We start from the raw sequence: 283 nt of genomic DNA, 5'->3' as shown, positions 1-283 counted from the left end.
GCTATTTAGCGTGTAAAGGGATTTCGTTTTAAAATAAACATACAGTTTGATAAGGAGTTTTTAGTAATGCAACGTACCTTCCCCCTAAAGCTAACTATATTTTTTGTAACGTGCTTATTAGTACTATGTCTAATTATTTCTGCTGCTATAACGTGGCAATCAATAGTCGTAATTCAAGAAAAAACTGACACACATTCCGTTATTATCATCCCGATTATTATTCTAATAGGCCTTCTTTTTTTGCTTATTGGCTATATTTCTAATAAGTATATGTCTACATTTA

At 30.7% G+C, this 283-nt stretch carries 1 pseudogene; it reads left to right on the top strand.

From position 1 onward, the window contains the following. Positions 1–66: 66 nt before the first annotated feature. Positions 67–283: pseudogene (locus ACSG5Z_RS32160) on the top strand (hypothetical protein); the annotation flags it as partial.

Source organism: Bacillus pretiosus, assembly GCF_051294775.1.
GTDB lineage: Bacteria > Bacillota > Bacilli > Bacillales > Bacillaceae_G > Bacillus_A > Bacillus_A wiedmannii.
The sequence above is the reverse complement of the archived record's forward strand: the minus strand, read 5'-3'. Positions and strand labels throughout refer to the sequence as shown.